The organism is Streptomyces sp. DG2A-72 (assembly GCF_030499575.1).
Taxonomy (GTDB): domain Bacteria; phylum Actinomycetota; class Actinomycetes; order Streptomycetales; family Streptomycetaceae; genus Streptomyces.
Map to the genome: position 1 here is coordinate 9,092,540 of NZ_JASTLC010000001.1, position 20,856 is coordinate 9,113,395.

The following is a 20,856-nucleotide window of genomic DNA, read 5'->3' on the forward strand; positions in this document are numbered from 1 at the left end:
TGCACCGATGAAATACTGCATCGACGCTGAGGAGCACACATGGCCGCGGTGGACCTCACCACCCACCCCGGGCACCTGGCCCGGCGCCTCCAGCAGGCTCATTACCTGCTGTGGAACACCATGGTCTCCGAGGAGATCACGTCACCGCAGTTCGCCGTCCTCAACGCGCTCGTCGCCGAGCCGGGCCTCGACCAGCGCACGGTGGGGGAACGCGTGGGGCTCGACCGGTCCACCATCGCCGAGGTGATCAGCCGGCTCGGCCGCCGGGGTCTGCTCGACAAGGTGCGCAACCCGCAGGACGGCCGCCGCTTCCTGCTGCGTCTCACGGACGAAGGCACCCGGACCCACCGCAAGCTCACGGTCCGTACGGCCCGGATGAACCAGGTCTTCCTGGCCCCGCTCTCCACCGAGGAGCAGACCGTCTTCTTCGACCTCCTCCGCCGTGTCTCGGACGCGGCGGAGGGGCTGCGTAATCCGACGGAACCTCTTACGGCGTCGAAGGCCGGGTAGGCGCGTCTGTACGAGGGTCAGGCCTGCGCGAAGACCACCCAGACCTGGCCCTCGGCGAAGTTGACCTGCGTGCCGTTCCCGGTGGTGAAGTCCGTGCCGTCGGTGGCGTTCGCGCGTTTCCAGCCGGCGTCGAAGACCTTGCCGTCGCGCAGCACCTCCGCCCTGCCCGCGCCGACCGTCTCGGTGTACGGCGTCGTGTTGCCGAGGGAGTCGTGGAAATCGGACTCGCGCACGTTCACGTACTGGATCACGACCGTCGCCGGTGCCATCCGCGCTCCGTCGGTGGTCACCGTGGGTGAACCGTCCATCGACACCAGCCATCGGTCGCGGTTCTCGGACCAGGTGAAGGTGAACCGGGCGGCCGGGTAGCGCACGGTCAGGGAGGTCTCGGGTGTGCCGCCCGAGGGTGCGGTGCCGTAGCGGAATCCGGTCGTCAGCGCGTCCGCGCCGGGCGCCGAGGGCATCAGCCGGTCGGGCCGCAGGTAGAGGTTGTGCGGGGCGGGCGTGGCCGTGCCCCGGTAGTAGGCGTCGGACGCCTTGCCGGGCGGCTGGGCGTTCACCGGCGCCTCGTCGATCAGCGGGAGCAGTCTGCGCTGGGCTCCCGAGAAGGCGAGCGTGGGCCGGTCGAACTGGCGCAGCAGCTCCAGGTCGGACTCGCGGGCGCTGCGCACCGGGCCGATCACCGGCGGCAGCTTGGTCGCGTACACCGCCATCAGCCGGCTCAGGCCGCCCTCGACCTGCTCGACGTACACGATGTCCGCGGAGTCGAGCCCCGTGTGAGGGCGGGCCGCGCGGGCGTTGTCGATCTTCACGGCGAGCACCGAGCCCTCGGCAGCCCGGCTCTGCGACGGCCGCTCGACCCGCTCCTGGCCCGTTCCGCGCCCGTCGTCGCCCGACGAGGTGCAGCCCGCGGTCAGGGAGAGCGTCATCAGGGCGGCCAGAAGCGCCACCCCCGTCGTTGCGCGTCGCGTGCGTGCCCTGCGTCCCATGTCCACCGTTGCCACCTGCCTCGTGTCAACGATTGTGCACGTATGGGCCGATTGATAGCCATACCTGATCGGTCCTGATCGGGATTTCAGGTCGGTTCCGTCATGGGCCGAAGATCTCCGCCAGGTCATAGCTGACCGGCTCCTCCAGCTGCGCGTAGGTGCAGCTGTGCGGATCCCGGTCCGGGCGCCAGCGGCGGAACCGGGCCGTGTGCCGGAAGCGCACCCCGTTCTCCATGTGGTCGTACGCCACCTCGACGACCCGCTCCGGCCGCAGCGGCACCCAGGACAGGTCCTTCTTGCCGGACCAGCGGCTGGGCGCGCCGGGCAGCCGCGCCGACTCGTGCGCCGCCTCCTCGGCCCAGGCCGCCCAGGGGTGCCCGGCGACATCGTCCATCCGCAACGGCTCCAGTTCCTCGACGAGTTCGGCCCGGCGCTTCATCGAGAAGGCGGCGGAGACGCCCACGTGCTGGAGGGTGCCCTGATCGTCGTAGAGGCCGAGCAGCAGCGAGCCCACGACCGGTCCGCTCTTGTGGAAGCGGTAGCCCGCGACGACGACGTCCGCCGTGCGCTCGTGCTTGATCTTGAACATCGCGCGCTCGTCCTGGAGATAGTGCACCCCGAGCGGCTTCGCGATGACGCCGTCGAGGCCCGCCCCCTCGTACTGGTCGAACCACTGCCGCGCCACCTCGATGTCGGTCGTCGCCGGCGCCAGGTGCACGGGCGCCGTCACTCCGTCCAGCGCCCTGGTCAGCAGGGCCCGGCGGTCGCTCAGCGGGACGTCCAGCAGCGACTCGTCGTCCAGAGCCAGCAGGTCGAAGGCGACGAAGGAGGCCGGGGTCTTCTCGGCGAGCATCCGCACCCGGGAGTCCGCCGGGTGGATGCGCTCGGTCAGTGCGTCGAAGTCGAGGCGCCCCTCACGGGCGATCACGATCTCGCCGTCCACGACGCAGCGCTTCGGCAGCCTCTCCCGCACCGCCATCACAAGCTCCGGAAAGTACCTGGTCAGCGGCTTGCCGGTGCGGCTGCCGAGCTCCACGTCGGTCCCGTCGCGGAACACGATCGCGCGGAAGCCGTCCCACTTCGCCTCGTAGTGCATGTCCGGCGGGATCTTCGCGACCGACTTGGCGAGCATCGGCTTCACGGGTGGCATCACAGGGAGGTCCATGCTCTGATTCTGCGCGTGTGAGGCCGTGAACGCCCGGTGTGCGAGGGACGGGTGTTGGGCCTACCGTGGCTCGCATGGGTGAAGCGGTGCAACTGGAGGCGGGCGGCCGGACCGTACGGCTGTCCAGCCCGGGCAAGATCTTCTTTCCGGAGCGCGGTTTCACCAAGCTGGACCTCGCCCGGTACTACATCGCCGTCGGCCCCGGCATCCTGCGCGCCCTGCGCAACCGCCCCACCACCCTGGAGCGCTACCCGGACGGCGTCACCGGCGAGAACTTCTTCCAGAAGCGGGCCCCGAAGAACATGCCCGACTGGATCCCCACCGCCCACATCACCTTCCCCAGCGGCCGCAGCGCCGACGAGATGTGCCCCACGGAGGAGGCCGCCGTCCTGTGGGCCGCCCAGTTCGGCACCCTCACCTTCCACCCCTGGCCGGTGCGCCGCGACGACGTCGACCACCCCGACGAACTCCGCATCGACCTCGACCCGCAGCCCGGCACCGACTTCGACGACGCCGTCCGCGCCGCCCATGAACTGCGCGCGCTCCTGAACGAGTTCGGCGGCCTGCGCGGCTTCCCCAAGACCTCCGGCGGACGCGGCCTGCACGTCTTCGTGCCCATCGAACCCCGCTGGACCTTCACCCAGGTCCGCCGCGCCGCGATCGCCGTCGGCCGCGAGCTGGAACGCCGGATGCCGGAGCACGTGACCATCAAGTGGTGGAAGGAGGAGCGGGGGCAGAAGATCTTCGTGGACTACAACCAGACCGCCAGGGACCGCACCATCGCCTCCGCCTATTCCGTACGACCCCGCCCGCACGCCCCCGTCTCGGCACCCCTGCGCTGGGACGAGGTCGGCGTGGCGCACCCCCGGGACTTCGACCTGGCGACGATGCCGGTGCGCTTCGCCGAAGTGGGCGACGTCCACGCGGACATGGACGACCACCGCTACTCCCTGGAAGCCCTGCTGGACCTGGCCGCCAAAGACGAACACGACCACGGGCTCGGCGATCTGCCGTACCCGCCCGAGTATCCGAAGATGCCGGGTGAGCCCACGCGGGTGCAGCCGAGCCGGGCCAAGAAGAAGGCGGCGCCCCCTGAGGAGGCGCCGCCAGAGCCTACAACTCCTTGATAGCTACAGCTCCTTGATCCGGATGTCCCGGTACGAGACCACATCCGTCGTGCCGTGCACCTGGAGCCCGACGTAGCCGGAGGCGAACCGACGTCCGTCCGTGCCCGGGTCGTCCGAGCGGGGCGGGACGAAGTCCTGGCCGCCGATGTTGTCGAACTCATTGATCAGCACGCCGTTGCGGTAGACCGAGTAATGCTGGTCGACCACGCGGATCTCGTAGTCGTTCCACGTGCCCTTCTGGGTGACGCCCGCACCGCCGAGCCCCACCCGGTCGAAGCCGTAGACCGACCCGGTCTTGTACATGTCCCCACTGGGACTGTCGAAGACCTGCACCTCGTGCCCGTACTTGATCGCGGCCCACTCCGGCCGCGGCTCCTCCGGATGGTCATGGACGTACGGGAACCGCACGAACACACCGGAGTTGGCGTTGCCCGTTCCGGGCGCGTCGTCCCGCCACTGGAGCCGGAGCGAGAAGTCGCCGTACTTGCGCTCCGGGAACCACAGCATGCCGAGGCCCGCCTTGGTCGTGCCGCTGGTCATCGACCCGTCGGGGTTGAGCCCGAACGAACCGCCGCCCACCTGCGCCCACTTGGCGAAGGAGCCCGCGGTGCCGTCGAAGATCGTGCGGTAGCCCTCGGTCTGGCCGGGCTTGCCGATCCCGGACTCACGGGCGGCCTTCAGGATCGCGTTGTGCTCCCGCTGATCGACGACGCCTTCGCTGAGGAGCTTGGCCAGGACCGTCCGTACGTGCTTCAGGAACAGCGCGTGGGACGTCCACTCCTTCTCGTCCTCGATCAACTCGTTGATGCGGCACCGGTTGTTGGTGACGCGGTTCGGCACACCCGAGTCGACCGTGCCGACGAGGACCGTCAACCGCTCGTCGTACTCAGGGCAGTTGGGCGCGGGCACTCCGCCTCCGGCCACCACGGTGAAGCTCACCGTCCGTGGTGCGGAGGTGTTGCCCGCCTTGTCGCTCGCCCGGTAGGCCACGGTGTGCGGGCCCACGCGGTCGACGATCACGGGCGCGGTGTAGGCGAGGTACGGCCCGCCGTCGAGCGAGTACTCGATGCTCGCGACCTCGCCGCCGTGGTCGGTCGCGCTGACGGTGACCTTGGCGTTGTTCACATACGCCCCGTCGGAGTTCCGCGTGCCGTCGACGCTCACACCGGTGACGGGCGGGGTGGTGTCCTGCGGTGGTGCCGAGACGACCGTGAACTGCACGCTCTTCTCGGCGGCCACGTTGCCCGCCTTGTCGGTGGCGCGGTAGCGCACGGTGTGCGTGCCGACCGCGTGCACCATCACGGGGGCGGTGTACGGCTGCCAGGCGCCGTCGCCGACCGCGTACTCGATGGTGTTGACCCCGGAACCGGTGTCGGAGGCGGAGACGGTGACCGTGGCCATGTCGACATAGGCCCCGTCCGCGTTCTGTTCGCCGGTCACCGTCGCCGAGGTCTCCGGCGGTGTCTTGTCATCGGTCGGCGGCGCCACGACGGTGAACTGCACGCTCTTCTCGGCCGCCACGTTCCCCGCCTTGTCCAGGGCGCGATAGCGGACCTTGTGGCTGCCGACCTGGTCGACGACGACCGGGGTGGTGTACGGCTGCCAGGCGCCCGTGTCACCGATGGCGTACTCGATGCGGTCCACGCCGGAGCCGCCGTCCTCGTCGGTGGCGTTGACCGTCACGCTCGCCGAACCGACGTACTGGCCCTGCGAGTTCTGCGTCCCGCTCACCTGGGCCGAGGTCTGAGGCGGGGTGGTGTCCTCGCCGCTGCCCTCGGTCACCACGAGGATGCCCTGCATCTGGCCGTGTCCCGGGATCGTGCAGTAGTAGCGGTAGCGGCCGGGGGTGAGCGTGACCTCGGCGGTGTGCTTTCCGCCCTGGTCGTCGTTCGGGTTGGCGAGGATGTTCAGCGGGACGTCGTTGTTGTACTCCGGGTCGGAGACGTCGAACGTCAGGGTGTGCGGCATGCCGGTCGTGTTGCCGGTCGCCACGCTGTTCTCGAAGACGATCGTCGTCGTGCCCGCCACGGCCGTCGCCGGTGCGGACACGTACTTGTTGATGTCGTCGCCCGCGGTCCAGGTGAGGGTCTGGGCGGCGGCGGCCTGCGGCTCCGACTGCCCTGCGGCGGGCAGGGATTGGAACCCCAGCAGCATGAGGAGCGCGGCCGACAAGGCCGTCAGGATTCTTCGTTGGCGTATCACTGCGCTCCCCTCGCCAACTGGCCGGCGGCCGGTGTCGGCCCGCCGCCCGTGTACGTGACCCGCCACAGCGCCGACTTGGGGTCCGAGGTGAAGAAGCCGCGGCCGTAGTCGAGGACGTACATGGCTCCGTCCGGACCGAACTTCCAGTCCATGAGGTTCTTGATGCCGTCGTTGCCGATCGGCACGATCTTCTTCAGCGACTCCGAGTGGATCGGCAGACCGCCGTCACCGTGGGTCTTCGGGTCGGTGATGACGGCGTTGCGCGGCTGGTCGGCGTCGTAGAAGTCGCCGACGAACCACTTGCCGTCCCAGTAGGAGGGCCACTTCGTCGCGCTCGCGCTCTGGGCGTCGTACCGGTAGACCGGCCCGTTCATCGCGGCCTGGCCGCCGCCCTTGAGCCACGGCAGCAGGTACTTGGCCTCCTCCTGCTTGTACGAGGGGATGCCGTTCGCGTCCCGGGGGTAGTCCGGGGCGCCGCCCTGGGGCGAGTACCAGATGTTGTTGCCGGTGACCGGCGGCAGGTTGACCAGGCCGTCGTTGTTCGGCGACTCGTTCTTCGGGTGGTCGCAGTCGTACCAGCCCAGCGGCTGCGACGGGTCGGGCAGACTGCGGTCTCGGTAGGGCTGCTTGTTGCCCATGCAGTACGGCCAGCCCCGGTTGCTCGCCTTGGTGATGACGGCGAAGGTGTCGTACTTCGCCGGGCCCCATGTCGTGGAGGGTGCCGAAGCGTCCGGGCCGACCCAGCCCGCGTACAGGATGTCGGTCTTCTGGTCGACGAAGATGCGGGCCGGGTTCCTGACCCCCATCACATAGATCTCGCCGCGCGTCTTCCCGCCGCCCTCGTCCGTCTCCTTGCCCGTGAACAGGTTGCCCTCGGGGAGCGTGTACGTCCCGTCGGGCTCCGGGTGGATGCGCAGGATCTTGCCGTTGAGGTTGTTGGTGTTGCCGGCGGTGCGGCGAGCGTCGGCGAAGGAGACGCCCTTGTAGTTGGGCTGCGGGTTGTTGCCCGAGTAACCGCCGCTGAAGCCACTGGAGTTGTTGTCGCCCGTCGCGATGTACAGGTTGCCCTGGGAATCCCAGGCCATCCCGCCGCCCGAGTGGCAGCAACTGTGGATCTGCACCGACCACTTGAGCAGCACCTTCTCACTGCTCAGGTCCAGCTTGTCGGAAGCGAGGTCGAGCGTGAAGCGGGAGACCCGGCGCTCGGCCATGCGCGTGTCGCGGTTGATCTGCGAGTGCGGCGTGTAGTGCAGATACACCCAGCCGTTCTGCTCGAAGCGCGGGTCCAGTTCGATACCGAGCAGCCCCTCCTCGACCTTGGTCAGCTCGTCGCCGCCGCCCTTGTTGCCGAAGACGCTCAACGCGCCCGCCAGGGTGACCTTCTTGGTCTTCGGGTCGTAGACGTGGATCTCGCCCTTGCCCTTGCCGATGTCCGGATTGTTCCAGTCGGTGATCACCGGCTGGGAGGAGTCGGCGCCGCCCCGGCCTATGTAGAGCACGCGTCCGTCGGGCGCGGTGACCAGGCCGTGCGGCTCGCCGATCTGGTCGTTCTGACCGGGCTGGTTGGGCTGGGTCAGGCGTTCGGCCTTGTAGTTGGCGTTGATCGTCGCCTTGCAGTCGGCCTGCGCGAGCCGGGTGGTCCACAGCAGCGCACCGCGCAGATGGGCGCGGAAGTCCGTCTCGTCGTACGCCGACACCGTGCCGCCCATGCCGGTGTAGAAGGAGCGCCCGCCGTCGTAGTCACGGCACCAGCTCACCGGGTGATCCCAGCCGTTGGCGGTGGTTCCCGGCTGGTACGTCGACTCGCGCACCCGCGCGACGGTGTGCACCTCGCCGGACGGGTTCTTCACCCAGTTGAACCACTGGTCCGGCCGCTTCCACTGGACCGGCAGGTCCTTGGTGGCCGGGTGCTGCCGGTCGCCGACCTCAACCGTCGCCCGTTGTACGGCCGTCGGGCTGGAGGCGGCCGGGCGGGCGCCCACCAGACCCGTGAACCAGTCCGAGTACGGCTCCGCACGTGCCGCGTCATGGATGCCGACGAAACCGCCGCCCGCCTCCATATAGGCCTCCAGGCCCGCCTCCTGCTCCGGGTCGAGGACATCGCCGCCACCGGTCAGGAACACGATCGCGTTGAAACGGCCCAGCCGGGTCTCGTCGGTGAAGACCGAGGCGTCGTCCGAGGCCACCACCTTGAAGCGCTGGTTCTCCGGTCCGGACAGGCCGATCTTCTCGATGGCCTCGATCCCGGCGTTCACGACCGGCGACTCCTCCCCGGCCGCCGCGGTGCCGTAGAAGACCAGCACCCGCACATTCGCGCCGCCCGGCGGCGACTTCACGGACATCGTTGTCAAGGGTGATCCCGGGTCGGGACGCGCGTTCGCGGCGGGACCCGACATGAGTCCGGCGGCGACGACGCCGGCGGTCACGATGGCCGCCCAGACCCGTCTTCTTCTTGTGCTCAACCCTCGTAAGTGCATGGGCACCTCCTCGGTCACAGCGACAACGCCAAGGAAGCTAGACCTCTTTGCGCGACCCGCCAATACCTATGACCGCAATGACACGAACTTTGTCCAGGGTGTGGATAAACGAGAGTGTGGCCGGTACCGTCTCACAAGTTCATCACAGGTGCGCCTCCGCAAGTTCCGTATCAGGGTGGGGAGTTCCGCATGGACCGACGCGGGTTCAACAGACGGGTGCTGCTGGGCGGCGCGGCCGTCGCGACATCGTTGTCCGTGGCCTCCGAGGCCGTCAGCGTCGACGCCTCGGCGAAGAGCGCCGCGGCGAGGACGGCTCCGGCCGGCGGCGCGGTCAGGCACATCAAGCTGTACGCCGAGAAGTTCGCCGACGGACAGCTGGGCTACGGCTTCGAGAAGGGGAAGGCGACGATCCCCGGGCCACTGATCGAACTCAACGAGGGCGACACCCTGCACATCGAGTTCGAGAACACGACCGACGTACGGGCGAGCCTGCACGTCCACGGCCTGGACTACGAAATCTCCAGCGACGGCACCAGGTTGAACAAGAGCGACGTCGAACCGGGCGGCACCCGCACCTACACCTGGCGCACCCACAAGCCCGGCCGCCGCGCCGACGGCACCTGGCGGGCGGGCAGCGCGGGCTACTGGCACTACCACGACCACGTCGTCGGCACCGAGCACGGCACCGGCGGTATCCGCAAAGGCCTGTACGGTCCGGTGATCGTGCGCCGGCAGGGCGACGTCCTGCCCGACGCGACCCACACGGTCGTCTTCAACGACATGCTGATCAACAACAAGCCGGCGCACTCGGGGCCCAACTTCGAGGCCACGGTGGGCGATCGGGTCGAGTTCGTGGTGATCACGCACGGCGAGTACTACCACACCTTCCATATGCACGGTCACCGCTGGGCGGACAACCGCACCGGCATGCTCACCGGCCCCGAGGACCCGAGCCAGGTCATCGACAACAAGATCACCGGTCCGGCGGACTCCTTCGGCTTCCAGGTGATCGCGGGGGAGGGGGTCGGAGCGGGCGCGTGGATGTACCACTGCCATGTCCAGAGCCACTCCGACATGGGGATGGTGGGGTTGTTCCTGGTGAAGAAGACGGACGGGACGATTCCGGGGTACGAGCCGCACGAGCATGGTCATGAGTCGGCCGCGGGGTCCGCGCACGAGCACTGACGGGCGTGCGGAGAGCGCTCTCACCGCGGCACGTGGCGCGGGCTATCCTGATCGGCACCCGCCGAGGAGGAGCCCACGTGACCGAAACCGCACCTCGTCCCACCCTGGAGGCCGTGGCTGCCCGGGCCGGGGTGTCACGGGCCACCGTGTCCCGTGTGGTGAACGGCGGGGACGGAGTGCGGGAACCTCTGGTGGAGCGGGTGCGGCGGGCCGTGGAGGAACTGGGATACGTCCCCAACCAGGCCGCCCGCAGTCTCGTCACCCGGCGGCACGACGCCGTCGCCGTCGTCGTCGCCGAACCGGAGACACGGGTCTTCGCCAACCCCTTCTTCGCGCTGCAACTCCGGGGAATCAGCAAGGAGCTGACGGCCCACGACAACCAGCTCGTACTGCTGCTGACCGAGGGCCGCGACGACCACGCGCGCGTGGGGCGCTATCTCGCCGGGGGCCATGTCGACGGCGCCCTCGTCTTCTCCCTGCACCTGGACGATCCACTGCCCGAGTTGATCCAGCGCGCCGGAGTCCCGACGGTGTTCGGCGGCCGGCCCGGCTGGAGCGACGGCACGAGCGGCGTGGTCTACGTCGACAGCGACAACCGCGGCGGCGCCCGCGAGGCCGTACGCCATCTCGTCGGCCTCGGCCGCACCCGCGTCGCGCACATCGCCGGCGCCCTCGACCAGACCTCCGCGGTGGACCGGCTCGACGGGTTCCGGGACGTCATGGCCGACGTCGATCCGCGGCTCGTCGTGGAGGGCGACTTCACGCCGGCCGGCGGTGAGCGGGCGATGCGGGAACTCCTCGACCGGTGCCCCGACGTGGACGCCGTCTTCGCCGCGAACGACCTGACCGCCGCGGGCGCCCTGCGGGTGCTGCGCGAGCGCGGGCGGCGGGTGCCGGACGACGTCGCCGTGATCGGTTTCGACGACATGCTGCCGGTCGCCGAACAGACCGACCCGCCGCTGACGACGGTCCGTCAGGACATCGAGGAGATGGGGCGGTTGATGGCGCGGATGCTGCTGAGGGGTCCGGCGCCGGGCGGTGTGGTGCTGCCTACGACGCTGGTGCGACGGGTCTCGGCGTAACGCCGGGACGTGCACGCGCCGCCGGGCGGAACATCCGGACAGCCCGGGACGGACGCGTTCCGACGGCGACTGTCAGTGGGCGGTGCAAGACTCGGCAGAGCAGGTAACCGGACAACGGGACCCCCCGAGGAGGGCACCATGCTCAGCACCCGTTTTCTGAACGGCGCTCCCAACTGGGTCGATGTCGGTACGGCCGACATCGGGGGCGCCACATCCTTCTACGGCGCCCTGTTCGGCTGGGAGTTTCAGTCGGCGGGGCCCCAGGCCGGTGGTTACGGCTTCTTCCAGCTCGGTCACAGGATCGCCGCGGGCGGCATGCAGACCACGCCGGAGCAGGGCCCGCCGTCCTGGACGGTGTACTTCCAGAGCCCGGACGCGGATGCCACGGCCAAGGCGGTGGAGCAGGCCGGCGGCAGCGTGCCCGTGGCGCCGATGGACGTCATGGGACAGGGCCGGAGCGCGATCCTCGCCGATGACACGGGCGTGCCCTTCGGGATCTGGCAGCCCGCCGCCCGGAAGGGCCTCGACGTGGTGAACGACCCCGGTTCGCTGTGCTGGGTCGAGCTGTACACGCCGGACATCGCCCGGGCCGCCGCCTTCTACGACGCCGTGTTCGGCTGGGAGACCTCGGCCATGCCCCTCCCCGGCTCCACGTACACCTGCGTCAACCCCGCGGGGACGGACGAGAACGCCATGTTCGGCGGCCTGGTGCCGCCGGCGGACGACCCGACCGAGGCGGAGTCCGGTCCGTACTGGCTGCCGTACTTCGAGGTCGAGGACACCGACGCCGTGGTCGCCAAGGCGCGGGAGCTGGGCGGCGGAGTGCGGATGCCCGCCACCGACGCGGAGGGTGTCGGCCGGATGGCCAAGCTCGTCGACCCTTACGGCGCGCGCTTCGCGGTGATCAAGAGCGTGCCGCAGGTGAGCTGAAAACACGCAGGCCGTGCCGCGCGCCGCGTTGATCCGGCGTTGATCGAACGTTTTTCGCCGCCCGGCACGCTGCTGGCCATGCACACCGAAACAATCACCCCGCCCGACCTCGCCTGGCAGGATGAGGCGTTGTGCGCCCAGACCGGGGCGGACTTCTTCTTCCCCGAGCCCGGCAGCTCCGTACGGGAGGCGAAGCGGATCTGCGGTCTGTGCCCGATCCGCTCCGCCTGTCTGGAGTACGCGCTGGACAACGACGAGCGCTTCGGTGTGTGGGGCGGCCTGTCGGAGAAGGAACGCCTGGAACTCAGGCGTACGTCCCACTGAACCGCCCGCACCCGGACGTTTCAGCCCGCGGCTCGCGCCGCCATCCGCGCCTTGCGCGCGGCCAGCTTCTCGTCGAACTTCGACGCCTCCGCATCCAGCCCGCCCATGTACAGGCCGAGCTCATCCTGCGCCTTCTGCCCCTCGGGGCCGAGGCCGTCGATCTCCATGACCTTCAGGAAGCGCAGCACGGGCTGGAGCACGTCGTCGTGGTGGATGCGCATGTTGTAGATCTCGCCGATCGCCATCTGCGCGGCGGCCCGCTCGAAGCCGGGCATGCCGTGACCGGGCATGCGGAAGTTCACGATCACGTCGCGCACCGCCATCATCGTCAGGTCGGGCGCGAGCTCGAAGGCGGCCTTCAGCAGGTTGCGGTAGAAGACCATGTGCAGGTTCTCGTCGGTCGCGATGCGTGCCAGCATGCGGTCGCAGACCGGGTCGCCGGACTGGTGCCCGGTGTTGCGGTGCGAGACGCGGGTCGCGAGCTCCTGGAAGGAGACGTAGGCCACCGAGTGCAGCATCGAGTGGCGGTTGTCCGACTCGAAGCCCTCGCTCATGTGGGCCATCCGGAACTGCTCCAGCTTGTCCGGGTCGACCGCGCGCGAGGCGAGCAGGTAGTCACGCATCACGATGCCGTGGCGGCCCTCCTCGGCGGTCCAGCGGTGCACCCAGGTGCCCCAGGCGCCGTCCCGGCCGAACAGCGAGGCGATCTCGTGGTGGTAGCTGGGGAGGTTGTCCTCGGTGAGCAGGTTCACGACCAGGGCGATCCGGCCGATCTCGGTGACCTTGGACTGCCCCTTCTCCCAGGCCTCGCCGTCCTCGAAGAAGCCGGGGAAGTTGCGGCCGTCGCTCCACGGCACGTACTCGTGGGGCATCCAGTCCTTGGTGACCTTCAGATGCCGGTTGAGTTCCTGCTCGACGACTTCCTCCAGCGCGTACAGCAGCTTGGCGTCGGTCCAGACGGAAGGGCTGCCGAGGTGAGGGGAAGTAATCGTCACGGGTACTCCAGGGGACGTGGGAGAAACCGGCGAGCGGTGCCGGGTAACTTACGGGATCGTAGGCTACGAAACCGTAGGTTACGAAGCCGTAGGTTAAGCGTGCCGTAAAGGCCGCTGATCAGCCAACATTCCCAAGGGATACGGAGAAGCCCCGGGACGCGCAGGTCCCGGGGCTTTTGGGGCGATTCGGTACCCGATCAGGCGTACAGCTCACGCAGTCTGACCGAGAGGCATGTCACACATCCCTCGAGTTTCTCGAACTCGCTGATGTCCACGACGACCGGGTCGTGGCCGAGATCGGCCAGCAGCTCCGCCGTCTTCGGCGCGCTCGCCGCCATGAGCAGCTTGCTGCCGCCGAGCAGGACCACATGGGCGCCGGCCTCCTCGGGCACCGACAGGAAGCGCGGGAACAGCGACGGCCGGTCCACCTTGGGGATGTGCCCGATGACCGTCCCGTCGGGCAGGGCCGTCACCGCCGACTTCAGGTGCAGCACCCTGCTCACCGGCACGGCGACGACACGCGCCCCCAGCGGTTCGAAGGTGGCCCGCAGCTGCTGGACCCCGGCCGCGTTGGTACGGCCGCCCCGGCCGACGTAGATGGTGTCGCCGACCTTGAGGACGTCGCCGCCGTCCAGCGTGCCGGGATCCCAGATCCAGTTCACCGAGCAGCCGAGCCGGGCCACGGCCTCCTCGACGCCGAGGGTCTCCTCACGCCGGGGCTCGGCGCCGGACCGGGCGATCAGCGCGACGTTCTTGTACATGACGACCGTGTCCTCGACGAACACCGAGTCGGGGCAGTCGTCGGCCGGCTCCACCTCGACCGTCTCCCAGCCGTGCCCCCGCAGGGCCTCCGCATACGCCTCCCATTGCTCGAGCGCGAGATCGATGTCGACCTTCTCCCGCTCGATGTGGGTCACCAGCCCTTCGGCGAGGCGCGGGCTGGGGCGGCGGATGAGGGCCTTCTTGCTGGGCACGTCCAGAACTCCGAATCGCGTGAGAGTGTCGGCGCCCGTGACGCAGCGCCGGTCCGCCATCATGCAGGGCCGGTCCGGGCGCACGAAACCCCCGTCGTCAGGCTGTGGCCTCCCCGAGATGATCGTCTCCCGTGGTCTCCCGCAGCTCGCCGTCCAGGAGCAGCCACCGGGTGATGCCGATCGACTCCAGGAACGGCACGTCGTGGCTGGCCACGATCAGCGCCCCCTCGTACGACTCCAGCGCCGTGGTGAGCTGGCGCACGCTCGCCATGTCGAGGTTGTTCGTGGGCTCGTCCAGCATCAGCAGCTGCGGTGCCGGTTCCGCCAGCATCAGCGCGGCCAGCGCCGCCCGGAAGCGCTCGCCGCCGGACAGCGTCGCCGCCTGCTGGTCGGCCCGGCCGCCCCGGAACAGGAAGCGGGCCAGCCGGGCCCGGATCCGGTTGTTGGTGGCGCTCGGCGCGAACCGGGCCACGTTCTCGACGACGGTGCGGCTGCCGTCGAGGACGTCGAGCCGCTGCGGCAGGAACCGCAGGGGCACATGCGCCGTCGCCTCGCCCGACACCGGCGCCAGCTCTCCGGTGATCGTCCGCAGCAGCGTCGTCTTGCCCGCGCCGTTGCGCCCGATCAGCGCGACCCGCTCGGGACCGCGCAGCTCGAAGCCGCCGGCCACCCGCGCGCCGTACGCCAACTCCAGATCCTGGAGGGTGAGGACGGTACGGCCCGGCGGTACGGCCGTGTGCGGCAGGTCGACGCGGATCTCGTCGTCGTCCCGTACGGCCTCCACCGCCTCGTCGAGACGTTCCCTGGCCTCGGCGAGTTTCTCCTGGTGCATGATGCGGTGCTTGCCCGCGGACTCCTGCGCCGCGCGCTTGCGCGCCCCCATGACGATCTTCGGCTCCCGTTTCTGGTCCCACATCTTCTGGCCGTACCGCTTGCGGCGGGCCAGCTTGACCTGGGCGTCCACCAGTTCACGCTTCTGCTTCTTGAGGTCGGCCTCGGCGACCCGCACCATGCGTTCGGCCGCCTCCTGTTCGGTGGCGAGGATCTCCTCGTACGCCGAGAAGTTGCCGCCGTACCAGGTGATCTCCCCGGAGCGCAGATCGGCGATCTGGTCGACGAGTTCCAGGAGTTCACGGTCGTGGCTGACCACGACCATCACCCCGGGCCAGGCGGCGACGGCCGCGTACAGCCGCCTGCGGGCGTAGAGGTCGAGGTTGTTGGTCGGCTCGTCGAGCAGCAGCACGTCCGGCCGGCGCAGCAGCAGTGCGGCCAGCCGCAGCAGTACCGACTCGCCGCCCGAGACCTCGCCGATCCCGCGGTCCAACTCGATGTGTCCGAGCCCGAGTTCGCCGAGGGTGGCGAGCGCGCGCTCCTCCACGTCCCAGTCGTCGCCGACGGTCTCGAAGTGCTCCTCGGCCACATCGCCCGCCTCGATGGCGTGCAACGCGGCCCGCTGTGCGGCGATGCCGAGCGCCTCGTCGACCCGGAGCGCGGTGTCGAGCGTGACGTTCTGCGGGAGATAGCCGATCTCGCCGGCGACCCGGACGGCCCCGTCGGCCGGTGCGAGGTCACCGGCGATCAGCTTCAACAGGGTTGATTTTCCTGACCCGTTGACGCCGACGAGCCCGGTCCTGCCCGGACCGAAGGCGGTGTCGAGGCCCTCGAAGACGGCGGTGCCGTCGGGCCAGGCGAAGGACAGGGACGTAACGGTGATGGACATGGACATGCGAGCCTCCGCGGTTGCTCGAAAGGATCAGGGGCAAACGCGTATCGAGACACGGGCGACCAACGGGGAAGAGGTCCCGGGAGGCATGAGAAAAGGCCTGCCCGTCGAGGACGGCTCGAATGCCGAGGTCGCACGCAGCGCCCACACGTAAGCGTGTGGCGCGGTGTCTCAGGACCTCAGACGAGCAACGTCCCTCTCCAATCGACGGCAACAGAACCGCTGTACAACGTACGAGGAGGCTCGTCGGCTGTCAACGGATTAACGTGAACCCCGACCTCACCACCCGAAGGAGTCCCCGTGCCCAACGGCTCGCTGTCGCTGCCGGCCCGGCTCTGCCTGCTGGCCTGGGACACCACGACGAACGAGGTCACCGGCGCCGCCCACCTCCACCATGTGGTGCGGGCCGGCGCCCTCACCGAATTGGCCCAGCGCGGCCTGCTCATCGACGCCGACGGCATTGCGACCCCGGTCGACATGGACTCCCTCACCGGGGACCCCGTGCTCGACGGGCTCCTGGAACTCGTCCGGGAGTCACGACCGCACCGGTGGCGGACCTGGGTGACGCTGCACGCGCGCGTGACGCTCGACGCGGTACAGGCGAAGCTCGCCGCCGACGGGTACCTGCAGGTGACGAAGAAGCGGGTCCTCGGGGTGTTCCCCACCGTCGAGTACGGCGTGGACTGCACCACCGTCGTGGAGGCGCTGCGTGAGGAGGCACGGCAGGTCCTCGAAGGGCCGCTGCCCGTCGCGGAGATCGCGGACCGGGACGCCGCCGCCGTCACCCTCGCCGTCGCGGGCCGGATGCGCACGCTGGTGCCCCCGAAGGAACTGGGCCGTCACGAGGAGCGGGTGGCGGCGCTGACGGAACGGAGCGGGGCTGCGGCGCCGGGACTGCGGGCGGTGATCCGCGAGGTGCGTGCCGGGGTGGTCGCGGCGGTGTCGGCGCCGTCGGTGGCGACGGGCGGCTGAGGCGGCCCGCGCGTGCGGCACAGTCGTCACCATCGTGTCGGATTTCTGCCAGCCTCCGCACAGCCAGGGCTGGTTGAGTGACCCGCATGACGAACCAGAACACTCTCCGCGACCAGGCGCAGGCCTTCCGGGCCCTGCACGTCCCGGGCCGGCCGCTGGTCCTGCCGAACGCCTGGGACACCGCGAGCGCCTGTCTCGTCGAGGACGCCGGTGCCGCGGCGGTGGCGACCACGAGTGCCGGGCTGGCGTGGGAGCTGGGCGCCCCGGACGGCGACCGACTGGAGCGCGACGCCGCGATCGAGGCCGTCGCGCGTATCGCCGCCGCGGTGGACGTACCTGTCAGCGCGGACATCGAGAGCGGCTACGCGCAGGATCCGGCGGGCGTCGCCGACACCGTCCGCGCGGTGCTCGCGGCGGGTGCGGTGGGCGTGAACATCGAGGACGCGCTGCACGGCGCCGGAGAGGGTCCGCTGCGGCCGGTCGCCGAACAGGCGGAGCGTATCGCCGCCGCCCGGGAGGCCGCCGACACCGCGGGCGTGCCGCTGTACGTCAACGCCCGCATCGACACGTTCCTGCGCGGCGCCGGGGGAGTGGACCTCACCCTGGAGCGGGCCGCCGCCTTCCTGGCCGCGGGCGCCGACGGGATCTTCGTCCCCGGCGCCGTCGACCCGGGAACCGTGAAGCTGCTCGCCGACGGGATCGACGGGCCGCTGAACGTGATGGCCGGTCCCGGTGCGCCGCCGGTGGCAGAGCTGGCCGCACTCGGGGTCGCCCGCGTGAGCGTCGGCTCGGGCATGACCCAGGCCGCGCACGCCCTGGTCCGCCGCGCCACTCGGGAACTGCTGACGGCGGGGACGTACGAGTCGCTGGCGGACGGACTCGACTACGGCGAGCTCAACGCGCTGCTGGGCCGGAAGCGCTAATCTCAGCGCCCCGAAGGGGCGCGGGGCTGCGTTGAATATGCGGCTCCGCCGCGCGGGCGTGACCAGCCACAACAAAGCCGCAGCCGATCGACGACCCATCGCGGCGCTTCCAGCGGAGCGCTACGCAGGGTCCCGCATCAGCTCGGCAAGGTCGTGGTCCAAGTCGAGCTGCATATCCTCCAGGCCGATGGGAACGAGCGCGCTCGTGGCCGCCAGGAAGGAGCGCAGCTCCTCCGAGCGGACGTGCACGACGGCGGTGCCCTCGGGTGCGTGGAACTCCAGAACGGTGCGGTCGTAGCCGTACGGACGTATCCGTACGTCGCCATGGCCCTCGGCGCCCTGCATGCCGGCCGCGAGGAGCTCGCGGGAGAAGGTCCAGCAGACGTCGACGCCTTCCAGCGTCGCCGGGGCCGGGAAGGTCATGCGGATGGCGAACGGATCGCGTCGGTCGTACTGCAGGGTGGCGGGAATGCTCGGCATCCGCGGTGCTGCGGCGACGAGACGGGCCTCGACAGGCTGCTCGATGACGGTGGACAACGCCTTGCTCCCTTATGACGACGGGACGGTTTTCCGGGGATGAGGCCGGGCACTGGGTGAGACGACGGAATCAGCCAATCCGTGCACATGACTGGCGAGTGACCTCGGTCACTGCATTCATGCACGCGAGCGGCCCGGCGCACCTCATGTGCCCCTTGGGGAACATGAGGCGGCATGCGACGTCATCTGGACGCCACCGGGGCGGTGGACTAGCTTCGCCCGCCATGAGGCGCTTGGGGAGCACGCGACCGGCCGGGGCAAGGGGACGTACGAGACGAGCGGTGTCCGTGGGGGTGGTGTGCGGGGCGGCGCTGGCGGTGCTGACGTGCGCCGGGCCCACGCAGGCCGGCGAGGACCGGGTACCGCACTGGGAACTCAAGGACAGCGGCACGACCGACGTACGGTTCCGGGGCCTCGCGGCCGTCAGCCGGGACACCGCCTGGCTGGCCGGATCCGCGGGCACCGTCCTGCGCACCACGGACGGCGGCGCGAACTGGCGGAACGTCTCGCCGCCGGGCGCCGCCGAGCTGGAGTTCCGGGACGTCGAGGCGTTCGACGCGCGCCGCGCGGTGGTGCTGGCCATCGGTGAGGGCGAGGCATCCCGCGTCTACCGCACCGAGGACGGCGGAGCGACCTGGACCGAGTCCTTCCGCAACACCGACGCGCGGGCCTTCTACGACTGCATGACCTTCTTCGACCGCCGCCACGGCCTCGCACTGAGCGATCCGGTGGACGGAAAGTTCCGCATCCTGTCGACGAGCGACGGCGGCCGCTCCTGGAAGGTGCTGCCCGACACCGGCATGCCCGCAGCGCTGGACGGCGAGTTCGGGTTCGCGGCCAGTGGCCAGTGCCTGGTCGCCGCCGGCCCGAAGGACGTCTGGCTGGCCACCGGCGGCGGTGCCCACGCGCGCGTGCTGCACTCGGCCGACCGCGGACGGACCTGGACGGCCACCGACACCCCGATCCCGGCGGGCGACCCGGCTCGCGGCGTCTTCGCGCTCGCCTTCCGCGACCGTACCCACGGCCTCGCGGTCGGCGGGGACTACCGCCCCGACCAGGCCTCCCCGCGGGCCGCCGCACGCACCGCCGACGGCGGCCGCAGCTGGCAGCCCGCAGCCCAGCCACCGCCCGCCTACCGCTCCGGCGCCGTCTGGCTCCCGTACAGCCGCAGCGCCGCCCTCGCGGTCGGCCCCACCGGCACGGACCTCACGACGGACGCCGGCCGCACCTGGCGGACCGTCGACACCGGCTCGTACGACACCGTGGACTGCACGCCCGACCTGGGCTGCTGGGCCGCCGGAGAGAAGGGGCGGGTGGCCCGGCTGGAGGGCTGACGCCGAATTGTGGGTACCCGGTCGCCGAGTGCGAGAGGAGTGACCGTCCATGCCACGCGGTTCGAGCGAGAAGCGGGAACGCCAGTACGAGCACATCAAGGAGAGCGCCCGGGAACGCGGAGAGAGCCCCGAGCGCGCCAAGGAGATCGCCTCCCGGACGGTGAACAAGGAACGCGCCCGGTCCGGCGAGTGGAAGACGGCCAGCCGTACCTCGACCCAGGACATGTCGTCCGGCAGGCGGGGCGGCCAGCGGTCCGGCAAGGGCTCCCAGGGCCCCACCTACGACCAGCTCTACGAGGAGGCCAAGCGCCGTAACATCCAGGGCCGTTCGGACATGAACAAGGGCGAGCTGAAGCGGGCACTGGGCGGCAAGTGAACCGGGGCCGGCGGGCGGCCGTACCCTCGTCCTCACCATGACGACCGTACCCATCCCCGCCGGCTGGCCCGCGACCGAGGAACAGGCCCGTGCCGTCCAGGACGAGTTGCGCGAGCAGGTGGTGCTCGACGAGCCCGGGCCGCCGCCCGGATCGGGGCAGGTGACCGGGGTCGACGTGGCCTACGACGACGAGCGGGACGTCGTAGCGGCCGCGGCCGTCGTGCTGGACGCGGCGCGTCTCGACGTCGTCGCCGAGGCCACCGCCGTCGGGCGGATCTCCTTCCCGTACGTGCCCGGCCTGCTCGCCTTCCGCGAGATCCCCACGGTCCTCGCCGCCCTCGACGCCCTGCCGTGCCCGCCGGGCCTGGTCGTCTGCGACGGCTACGGCCTTGCCCACCCCCGCCGCTTCGGCCTCGCCAGCCACCTCGGCGTCCTCACCGGCCTGCCCACGATCGGCGTCGCCAAGAACCCGTTCACCTTCGCGTACGACGACCCGGACGCCCCGCGCGGCAGTACGTCGCCGCTGCTCGCGGGAACCGAGGAGGTCGGCCGTGCCCTGCGCACCCGGGACGCCGTCAAGCCCGTCTTCGTCTCCGTCGGCCACCGGGTGAGCCTCGACAACGCCTGCGCGCACACCCTCGCGCTGAGCCCCGCATACCGTCTCCCGGAGACGACACGCAGGGCTGACGCGCTGTGCCGGAGGGCGCTGCGGGACGCGACGCCCTGAAGGGCTCTTGGGGGATCCCGCTACTCGGCCGTGCCTTCTATGCGCCAGCGGCCCACCCCCTGGTAGTCCGAGTCGTAGATGTCGGCGCCGTCGCCGGGTTCGAGGGCGTAGTGGCGGACGTTCCCGGCCCAGTAGCGCAGAATCCGGCCCAGTTCGCCTGCCGGGTCCTTCGCCAGTGCTTCGCCGTCCATGGTGACTTCAAGCAGGAACTTCATGCCCTCAATCGTGTCACTGAAGATGCGTGTGAAGGTTGGGCGCACGGAGCCGCAGGTTGCATGCTTCAGCGAACTGGAAAGTCTCAAAC

At 70.2% G+C, this 20,856-nt stretch carries 20 protein-coding genes; 11 read left to right on the plus strand and 9 right to left on the minus strand.

Annotation, left to right across the window (positions count from 1 at the left end):
* The first annotated feature begins 39 nt into the window (after window positions 1-39).
* On the plus strand, window positions 40-510 hold the full coding sequence (locus QQY66_RS43155; protein ID WP_301985883.1) for a MarR family winged helix-turn-helix transcriptional regulator: 471 nt from the start codon (window positions 40-42) through the stop codon (window positions 508-510).
* A gap of 17 nt (window positions 511-527) precedes the next feature.
* Here QQY66_RS43155 and QQY66_RS43160 read toward each other — a convergent pair whose 3' ends face one another.
* Together QQY66_RS43160 and QQY66_RS43165 are read right to left on the minus strand one after the other, a co-directional pair.
* Window positions 528-1,499, minus strand: a complete 972-nt coding sequence (locus QQY66_RS43160; RefSeq protein WP_301985885.1) for a DUF3048 domain-containing protein — start codon at window positions 1,497-1,499, stop codon at window positions 528-530.
* Between the two features lie 100 nt (window positions 1,500-1,599).
* Window positions 1,600-2,664, minus strand: a complete 1,065-nt coding sequence (locus tag QQY66_RS43165; protein ID WP_301985886.1) for an ATP-dependent DNA ligase — start codon at window positions 2,662-2,664, stop codon at window positions 1,600-1,602.
* Window positions 2,665-2,738: 74 nt separating this feature from the next.
* Here QQY66_RS43165 and ligD point away from each other — a divergent pair, with 74 nt between their 5' ends.
* Window positions 2,739-3,791, plus strand: a complete 1,053-nt coding sequence (ligD, locus tag QQY66_RS43170) for a non-homologous end-joining DNA ligase (protein ID WP_301985888.1) — start codon at window positions 2,739-2,741, stop codon at window positions 3,789-3,791.
* A 3-nt stretch (window positions 3,792-3,794) separates the two neighbouring features.
* On the opposite strand, the gene QQY66_RS43175 is transcribed toward ligD, so the two are convergent.
* Entirely contained in the window at window positions 3,795-5,945 is a 2,151-nt protein-coding gene (locus QQY66_RS43175; RefSeq protein WP_301987690.1) for a family 16 glycoside hydrolase, read from the minus strand.
* 44 nt (window positions 5,946-5,989) lie between these two features.
* Window positions 5,990-8,470, minus strand: a complete 2,481-nt coding sequence (locus tag QQY66_RS43180) for a ThuA domain-containing protein (RefSeq protein WP_301985890.1) — start codon at window positions 8,468-8,470, stop codon at window positions 5,990-5,992.
* A gap of 189 nt (window positions 8,471-8,659) precedes the next feature.
* Between QQY66_RS43180 and QQY66_RS43185 the strand changes: the two genes are divergently transcribed.
* From QQY66_RS43185 to QQY66_RS43200, 4 genes are all read left to right on the plus strand, one after another.
* Entirely contained in the window at window positions 8,660-9,655 is a 996-nt protein-coding gene (locus QQY66_RS43185) for a multicopper oxidase domain-containing protein (protein ID WP_301985892.1), read from the plus strand.
* Between the two features lie 77 nt (window positions 9,656-9,732).
* Window positions 9,733-10,737 (plus strand): LacI family DNA-binding transcriptional regulator, encoded by a 1,005-nt coding sequence (locus QQY66_RS43190; RefSeq protein WP_301985894.1) that lies wholly within the window; start codon window positions 9,733-9,735, stop codon window positions 10,735-10,737.
* A 138-nt stretch (window positions 10,738-10,875) separates the two neighbouring features.
* On the plus strand, window positions 10,876-11,667 hold the full coding sequence (locus tag QQY66_RS43195; RefSeq protein ID WP_301985895.1) for a VOC family protein: 792 nt from the start codon (window positions 10,876-10,878) through the stop codon (window positions 11,665-11,667).
* 78 nt (window positions 11,668-11,745) lie between these two features.
* On the plus strand, window positions 11,746-11,991 hold the full coding sequence (locus tag QQY66_RS43200) for a WhiB family transcriptional regulator (RefSeq protein WP_301985896.1): 246 nt from the start codon (window positions 11,746-11,748) through the stop codon (window positions 11,989-11,991).
* Window positions 11,992-12,011: 20 nt separating this feature from the next.
* Here QQY66_RS43200 and QQY66_RS43205 read toward each other — a convergent pair whose 3' ends face one another.
* The 3 genes from QQY66_RS43205 to QQY66_RS43215 form a co-directional block, all read right to left on the minus strand.
* Window positions 12,012-12,986, minus strand: coding sequence for an acyl-ACP desaturase (locus QQY66_RS43205; RefSeq protein ID WP_301985898.1), 975 nt, complete (start codon window positions 12,984-12,986; stop codon window positions 12,012-12,014).
* A 197-nt stretch (window positions 12,987-13,183) separates the two neighbouring features.
* The gene (ddaH, locus tag QQY66_RS43210; protein ID WP_301985900.1) at window positions 13,184-13,960 is read right to left on the minus strand and encodes a dimethylargininase; all 777 of its coding nucleotides are present in this window, start codon (window positions 13,958-13,960) and stop codon (window positions 13,184-13,186) included.
* Window positions 13,961-14,057: 97 nt separating this feature from the next.
* Entirely contained in the window at window positions 14,058-15,686 is a 1,629-nt protein-coding gene (locus QQY66_RS43215) for an ABC-F family ATP-binding cassette domain-containing protein (RefSeq protein ID WP_301985902.1), read from the minus strand.
* Between the two features lie 297 nt (window positions 15,687-15,983).
* On the opposite strand from QQY66_RS43215, the gene QQY66_RS43220 reads away from it, so the two are divergent.
* Both QQY66_RS43220 and QQY66_RS43225 read left to right on the plus strand, forming a co-directional pair.
* Window positions 15,984-16,655, plus strand: a complete 672-nt coding sequence (locus tag QQY66_RS43220; RefSeq protein ID WP_301985903.1) for a GPP34 family phosphoprotein — start codon at window positions 15,984-15,986, stop codon at window positions 16,653-16,655.
* Window positions 16,656-16,741: 86 nt separating this feature from the next.
* Entirely contained in the window at window positions 16,742-17,578 is an 837-nt protein-coding gene (locus tag QQY66_RS43225; RefSeq protein ID WP_301985905.1) for an isocitrate lyase/phosphoenolpyruvate mutase family protein, read from the plus strand.
* A gap of 120 nt (window positions 17,579-17,698) precedes the next feature.
* Here QQY66_RS43225 and QQY66_RS43230 read toward each other — a convergent pair whose 3' ends face one another.
* Entirely contained in the window at window positions 17,699-18,115 is a 417-nt protein-coding gene (locus tag QQY66_RS43230; protein WP_301985907.1) for an SsgA family sporulation/cell division regulator, read from the minus strand.
* Window positions 18,116-18,339: 224 nt separating this feature from the next.
* On the opposite strand from QQY66_RS43230, the gene QQY66_RS43235 reads away from it, so the two are divergent.
* Genes QQY66_RS43235 through QQY66_RS43245 form a run of 3 tightly spaced genes read left to right on the plus strand, consistent with a single transcriptional unit; the run spans window position 18,340 to window position 20,552 of the window.
* On the plus strand, window positions 18,340-19,449 hold the full coding sequence (locus QQY66_RS43235; RefSeq protein WP_301985908.1) for an oxidoreductase: 1,110 nt from the start codon (window positions 18,340-18,342) through the stop codon (window positions 19,447-19,449).
* Between the two features lie 49 nt (window positions 19,450-19,498).
* Complete coding sequence (locus tag QQY66_RS43240; protein ID WP_301985910.1) at window positions 19,499-19,825, plus strand: plasmid stabilization protein; 327 nt, start codon at window positions 19,499-19,501, stop codon at window positions 19,823-19,825.
* A gap of 37 nt (window positions 19,826-19,862) precedes the next feature.
* Window positions 19,863-20,552, plus strand: a complete 690-nt coding sequence (locus QQY66_RS43245) for an endonuclease V (protein WP_301985911.1) — start codon at window positions 19,863-19,865, stop codon at window positions 20,550-20,552.
* Window positions 20,553-20,572: 20 nt separating this feature from the next.
* On the opposite strand, the gene QQY66_RS43250 is transcribed toward QQY66_RS43245, so the two are convergent.
* Window positions 20,573-20,767, minus strand: coding sequence for a hypothetical protein (locus tag QQY66_RS43250; protein ID WP_301985913.1), 195 nt, complete (start codon window positions 20,765-20,767; stop codon window positions 20,573-20,575).
* Between the last annotated feature and the right edge of the window lie 89 nt (window positions 20,768-20,856).

Excerpts from the sequence above, each read along its gene's own strand:
- QQY66_RS43155 (WP_301985883.1), top strand. The coding sequence starts at position 40 with ATGGCCGCGGTGGACCTCACCACCCACCCCGGGCACCTGGCCCGGCGC.
- QQY66_RS43160 (WP_301985885.1), bottom strand. The coding sequence starts at position 1,499 with ATGGGACGCAGGGCACGCACGCGACGCGCAACGACGGGGGTGGCGCTT.
- QQY66_RS43165 (WP_301985886.1), bottom strand. The coding sequence starts at position 2,664 with ATGGACCTCCCTGTGATGCCACCCGTGAAGCCGATGCTCGCCAAGTCG.
- ligD (WP_301985888.1), top strand. The coding sequence starts at position 2,739 with ATGGGTGAAGCGGTGCAACTGGAGGCGGGCGGCCGGACCGTACGGCTG.
- QQY66_RS43175 (WP_301987690.1), bottom strand. The coding sequence starts at position 5,945 with ATGCTGCTGGGGTTCCAATCCCTGCCCGCCGCAGGGCAGTCGGAGCCG.
- QQY66_RS43180 (WP_301985890.1), bottom strand. The coding sequence starts at position 8,470 with ATGCACTTACGAGGGTTGAGCACAAGAAGAAGACGGGTCTGGGCGGCC.
- QQY66_RS43185 (WP_301985892.1), top strand. The coding sequence starts at position 8,660 with ATGGACCGACGCGGGTTCAACAGACGGGTGCTGCTGGGCGGCGCGGCC.
- QQY66_RS43195 (WP_301985895.1), top strand. The coding sequence starts at position 10,876 with ATGCTCAGCACCCGTTTTCTGAACGGCGCTCCCAACTGGGTCGATGTC.
- QQY66_RS43200 (WP_301985896.1), top strand. The coding sequence starts at position 11,746 with ATGCACACCGAAACAATCACCCCGCCCGACCTCGCCTGGCAGGATGAG.
- QQY66_RS43215 (WP_301985902.1), bottom strand. The coding sequence starts at position 15,686 with ATGTCCATGTCCATCACCGTTACGTCCCTGTCCTTCGCCTGGCCCGAC.
- QQY66_RS43225 (WP_301985905.1), top strand. The coding sequence starts at position 16,742 with ATGACGAACCAGAACACTCTCCGCGACCAGGCGCAGGCCTTCCGGGCC.
- QQY66_RS43235 (WP_301985908.1), top strand. The coding sequence starts at position 18,340 with ATGAGGCGCTTGGGGAGCACGCGACCGGCCGGGGCAAGGGGACGTACG.
- QQY66_RS43240 (WP_301985910.1), top strand. The coding sequence starts at position 19,499 with ATGCCACGCGGTTCGAGCGAGAAGCGGGAACGCCAGTACGAGCACATC.
- QQY66_RS43245 (WP_301985911.1), top strand. The coding sequence starts at position 19,863 with ATGACGACCGTACCCATCCCCGCCGGCTGGCCCGCGACCGAGGAACAG.
- QQY66_RS43250 (WP_301985913.1), bottom strand. The coding sequence starts at position 20,767 with ATGAAGTTCCTGCTTGAAGTCACCATGGACGGCGAAGCACTGGCGAAG.